7 protein-coding genes are annotated in these 4,994 nt (G+C 35.4%); all 7 read left to right on the top strand.

Features of this window, described 5'->3' with window-relative positions; genetic code table 11:
• The coding region (locus U9Q18_06260; GenBank protein MEA3313960.1) for a type ISP restriction/modification enzyme at positions 1 to 748 on the top strand (748 nt) is incomplete at its 5' end.
• Between the two features lie 474 nt (positions 749 to 1,222).
• On the top strand, positions 1,223 to 1,855 hold the full coding sequence (locus U9Q18_06255) for a class I SAM-dependent methyltransferase (protein MEA3313959.1): 633 nt from the start codon (positions 1,223 to 1,225) through the stop codon (positions 1,853 to 1,855).
• Between the two features lie 26 nt (positions 1,856 to 1,881).
• The gene (locus U9Q18_06250) at positions 1,882 to 2,187 is read left to right on the top strand and encodes an MTH1187 family thiamine-binding protein (protein ID MEA3313958.1); all 306 of its coding nucleotides are present in this window, start codon (positions 1,882 to 1,884) and stop codon (positions 2,185 to 2,187) included.
• Positions 2,188 to 2,338: 151 nt separating this feature from the next.
• Complete coding sequence (locus U9Q18_06245) at positions 2,339 to 2,686, top strand: cupin domain-containing protein (protein ID MEA3313957.1); 348 nt, start codon at positions 2,339 to 2,341, stop codon at positions 2,684 to 2,686.
• A 96-nt stretch (positions 2,687 to 2,782) separates the two neighbouring features.
• Complete coding sequence (locus U9Q18_06240) at positions 2,783 to 3,211, top strand: chromate resistance protein (protein ID MEA3313956.1); 429 nt, start codon at positions 2,783 to 2,785, stop codon at positions 3,209 to 3,211.
• A 2-nt stretch (positions 3,212 to 3,213) separates the two neighbouring features.
• Complete coding sequence (locus tag U9Q18_06235; GenBank protein ID MEA3313955.1) at positions 3,214 to 4,428, top strand: MFS transporter; 1,215 nt, start codon at positions 3,214 to 3,216, stop codon at positions 4,426 to 4,428.
• A gap of 88 nt (positions 4,429 to 4,516) precedes the next feature.
• On the top strand, positions 4,517 to 4,994 hold a 478-nt coding region (locus tag U9Q18_06230), incomplete at its 3' end, for a GNAT family N-acetyltransferase (GenBank protein ID MEA3313954.1).

Here is a 4,994-nt window from a genome sequence, read left to right as displayed (position 1 = left end):
AAATTTGGGATTAGTGCTAAGAAGAACTGCAGAGAATACTGCAGATTGGAGACAAGTTTTTGATAGCGAAACCATTTTAGACATTAATTTTTTGTCTGCCCAATCTTATCTCTTCCCTCTTTATCGCTATCCTTCTTCTGACAAAAACCATCTCTTTGAAAAAACTCCCGAGCAAAATAAAAAAGTCCCCAACCTAAACCCTGAACTAATCAAGAAATTAATTGTAACCTATAACACAGAAATAACTCCCGAACAAATCTTTTACTACATCTATGCAGTTCTTTACTCAAACATCTACAGAGAAAAGTATGCTGAGTTCTTGAAAATTGATTTTCCAAAAGTACCTTTCACATACAATTATGATTGCTTTATAAAAATGGGTGCCTTAGGCAAGGAACTTGTTAAGCTTCACCTACTTTCATCAAAGAAACTAAGCAATCCTATATCAAAGTTCAGAGGGAAAGGCTCTGGTACAGTAGAAAAAGTGAAATACAACGAGCAAGAAAAGAGAATTTATATAAATAACGATAACTACTTTGATAATGTTGAAAAAGTTGTATGGGAATATCAAATTGGCGGATACCAGGTCTGTAATAAATGGTTGAAAGACAGGAAAGGCAGGGTTCTTTCCTTAGCAGAAACAGAGCAGTACTGTAAAATTGTAACCGCCATTGCCAGAACAATCGAACTCCAGCAAGCAATCGATAATCTTTATCAAGAAGCAGAGAAAGATGTGATAAAAAAATAGTGACAAAATAGATAAATAGGAATCGTATTCTAGATCAGGATACATTTTGTTATAGAGAGTTTAGGCTGTGGTGTTTACTGGGACCCAGACACAAGGACAATAACGATAACGTGCAGCAGGTAAATAGATAAAAGAAATAATTTTCAGAAGGGCAGGTGAGCGCCTCTGCCCTTCTTGTTTTAATAATATCATGGGACTGTTGTGTGGAAAACAGAGATTGCTTCGTCGCTACGCTCCTTGCAAAGACAGGGGGGACAAAAAGTGAGATTTTTCTGTCGCTACGCTCCATCAGAATGACAAAGAAAAGAGTAAATAAATTTGGAGATATTTTGTAGAACAAGTAAAATACAAAAGAACGGACTAAATATAAAAGTAGCGAACAATAAAAAACAAGTAAGATAGATATGTGGCGAAGGAGAAAAAAATAAATGTTCAAAAATATTAGCCGAAGGTTCGAGGTGCCCTGAAGATATTATGCCAAAAATAACTCCTTTTGAAAATTACTTCAATGAATACGAGGAATGGTTTGATAAAAACAAGTTTGTCTATTTAAGTGAACTCAAAGCTGTAAAACATTTTATACCCAAAAACCGGACAGGTATTGAAATTGGAGCGGGAAGTGGAAAATTTTCTGAACCATTAGGCATACAATATGGAGTTGAACCTTCTGATAAAATGGCAGAGATCGCTAAAAAGAGGGGTATTACAATTTATAAAGGTGTAGCAGAAAATATTCCTGTTGAGGATGCTCGTTTTGATTTTGCCTTAATGGTGACAGCTGTTTGTTTTGTGGATGATGTAGAAAAATCTTTCAAAGAAATTTATCGCATTTTGAAAAAAAACGGGACTATTATTGTTGCTTTTGTTGATAAACATAGTCCCATAGGTCAGATTTATTTAAAACATAAACATGAAAATAAATTTTATAAAGAGGCTACTTTCTTTTCGACAGATGAAATTTTATCCTATTTGAAGAACGCAAAGTTTGGAAACTTTGAGATTGTCCAAACTGTATTTGGGCAATTAAATGATATTAAAAAAGTCCAGTCTTTTCGTAAAGGGTATGGAACTGGCAGTTTTGTTGTGATTAGTGCTGCAAAACTATAGATTACAGATTAAATAAGGAGGGCAAAATGGCAATGATAGAGTTTAGTGTAGTCCCAATTGGAACAAAATCGGCTTCTGTGAGCCAATATGTGGCTCAAGCGATTAATATTGTGAAAAAATATGAAGGACAAATTAAATATGAATTAACTCCTATGGGAACAATTATTGAAGGTGATTTGGATTTAGGAATGGAAATTGTTATGAAAGTTCATAAAGCTTTATTTTCAGATGAAGTAAAAAGAGTTGTAACAAATATTAAAATTGATGATAGGAGAGATAAAGATTTAACATTGGCAGGAAAAGTGAAATCTGTGATGGAAAAAGTCAAATAAAAAAATAAATATAGATGGACAATGTGGAAAAAGCAGTATGGGAATATCAAATTGGCGGATATCAAGTTTGTACAAACGGTTAAAGGATAAGACATAAAAAATAGCGACAGAATAAATAACTTCAGGAGGGTTTTGAAAGGAGAAAAGAATAATGAAAATAATCATTGATGCAAAGGGAAGCAACTGGGTACCACATCCAACGGTAAAAAATGTTTTTATTAAAACTCTTGTTACGAAAAAAGAATTTGGTGATGAAAGTCCTACAATTTTTCTGGTAAAAGTTCCGAAGGGTGCTTTTGTTCCAAAGCATACTCACGCTGTGAGCGAAGACATTCTTTACATTCTCGCAGGGCGAGCAAAAATGTTTGTTGAAGGAGTAGGAGAGTTTAAGATTAGTGAAGGAATGTTGATACGAGTTCCCCGAGACACGGAACACTCAATGTTTGATGTTTCAGAGGATGTTTTAGTTTACGATATCTTTGCTCCTGCTACAATTTGAGATTTCTTTTTTTATGTCTTTGTAAAAATTTTATTATACTATTACCGTTAAGTAAAGCTTTGTAGCAAAAACAACAAATCTAAAGGAGGTGTATTTATGAAGTGGGTAACAAGAGAAAGAGTTCATGTAGATAGGGTTGCATGTCCATGGCTTATCAAAAGGTTTATTGATCCTGATGCGGAGTTTATTTTTGTTCCAAGGGATACGGATCCATCAACGATAAAGGAAGGAACTCCGTTTGATATGAAAGGGGTAAAGATGGGGCATCATGGTGATAAATGCTCATTTGATGCTTTTATGGAGAAGTATGACATTCAGGATTCTGCATTAAAAAAAGTTCAGTCAATTGTAAGTGAAGCAGATTCAGATGTGGTACATTCACCTCTTGCTGTTGCACTTGATGTTTTTGGCAGAGGGTACAGGTTGATATGCAAGGACGACTATGAAACCCTTGAAAAAGAATTTTATCTTTATGATGCACTATATGCTTATTTCAAAAAGCAGTTGGAGAGTGAAGCGAAGTAATTATGAGCAAGTGGCGCTCGTTTATTAATATTTCATTGGTGGATTTTTCTGCACGATTGAGTTATAACATTGCAAGGACGCCATTGTTGCCGCTTTTTGCGCTGTACCTGGGAGCTTCCCCGGCATTAATAGGTATAATAGTCGGGGCATCTACTGTAACAGGTATTTTCTTAAAAGCTCCCTCAGGTGCTTTATCCGATTATATTGGCAGAAAAAGAATGCTTCTTTTCGGTGCGTTTCTTTTTGCTATTATGCCGTTCAGTTATGTCTTTGTAACCGTGGCCTGGGCGCTTGTTATCGTAAGGGCCATTCACGGAATGGCTACCTCAATATACGGGCCTGTGGCAAATGCAGTTGTTGCTAATATTGCCGGTAAAGAAAAAGGAAAGTACCTGTCACTTTTTTCAGTGATAAAAATTGGGACTAATTCACTTGGAGGATTGATTGGTGGTTGGCTGTTATATTCTCTTTCTAAAGGACAGGAATATAATCTCAGCAATTTTCGCTATGCTTATTTATTTTGCGGAATTTTAGGGTTGATTGCGTTAGTAATAGCTTTCTTTTTACTTCCTAAAATAGAGCCATCTACTGAGCATAGAAGGATAAAAGATTCTTTTAGCAAAGTCTTTGACGGGCTAAAAGAAACGGCTAAGAATTTGAAAATATTAATGACTTCATCGATGGAATCATTTCAGAATATGACAATGGGCGCGGCAATGGCATTTTTGCCAATATTAGTCGTAAAAGAATATCATCTTTCTGTGCTTTATGCCGGAATTTTGTGGTCTGTTATAACGGGTACTTCTGTGGTGTTAAAACCTATTATGGGTTATCTTTCAGACAGAATGGAACGATGGAAACTTATTTCACTGGGTATGTTTCTTTGCGCTGTTTCATTTGTGGGTTTTACATTAACTTCTAATTTTTATGTGTTGATAGCAGTAGCGATATTTTTTGGTGCAGCGGAGGCAATTGTAACTACTTCTACCGTTGCTTATGTAGCAGAAGTAGCGTCGGATAAACGACTCGGAGCAAGTCTTGGTGTATTTGGAACTATCGCAGATACAGGGCAGGCTTTCGGTCCGATAATTATCGGGATTTTACTTACATATATAAGTTATTTTACCAGTTTTATGGTTATTTCATTATTTATAATTTTGTGGACAATTTTATATATTACTGTACAAATAAAGGAAAGAAAGGTAAAATTAAATTAGGCATTACGAAATATTACTGAAGTTAGAAGGTCAAGTGAGAAGCGAAAGGTTTTGTATGCATTGAAGTATTAGGGGGCGTTGTCTTGATATGAGAAACGAAATTATAATGCGAAGAGCGTTGCTAGGTGATGTTGAAGATTTTATCAGCCTCATTATACTTTCTGCTCCGTTATTTTTTAAAAAGCTGTACGGCAATAGATTCAAATCTATATTACAGTATTTGTTCTCGCAACAGTATAATCTATTTAGTTTCCGGCATGTCTATTTTGCGGAGAGTGGTGGCAAGAGAGCTGGAATGATTTTAGAATATGATTGGCGCTCAAAAAAACAGGAAGATTTGAGGACTGGCTTATTATTGCTAAAGTATATGGAGTTAAATTTCATTAAAAGACTCCCTCTTTTTTTAAAGGCCAGGGATGTAACCGGATGGGTCAATAGAGAGGAGCATTATATCAGCAACGTCGCTGTTTATCCGGAATATAGAGGAATGGGCATAGGAACAGATTTAATTACTAAGATCGAAATAGAGGCGAGAAGAAATGGAGCAAAAAAAATAGCGTTGGATG

This window comes from Caldisericota bacterium, assembly GCA_034717215.1.
Lineage (GTDB): Bacteria > Caldisericota > Caldisericia > Caldisericales > Caldisericaceae > UBA646.
Note: the sequence above shows the minus strand (reverse complement) of the source record. Positions and strands in the feature narration are given on the sequence as shown.

What these genes read in the sequence shown, in the direction of transcription:
- U9Q18_06255 (MEA3313959.1), top strand. Translation starts at nt 1,223, where the DNA reads ATGCCAAAAATAACTCCTTTTGAAAATTACTTCAATGAATACGAGGAA.
- U9Q18_06250 (MEA3313958.1), top strand. Translation starts at nt 1,882, where the DNA reads ATGGCAATGATAGAGTTTAGTGTAGTCCCAATTGGAACAAAATCGGCT.
- U9Q18_06245 (MEA3313957.1), top strand. Translation starts at nt 2,339, where the DNA reads ATGAAAATAATCATTGATGCAAAGGGAAGCAACTGGGTACCACATCCA.
- U9Q18_06240 (MEA3313956.1), top strand. Translation starts at nt 2,783, where the DNA reads ATGAAGTGGGTAACAAGAGAAAGAGTTCATGTAGATAGGGTTGCATGT.
- U9Q18_06235 (MEA3313955.1), top strand. Translation starts at nt 3,214, where the DNA reads ATGAGCAAGTGGCGCTCGTTTATTAATATTTCATTGGTGGATTTTTCT.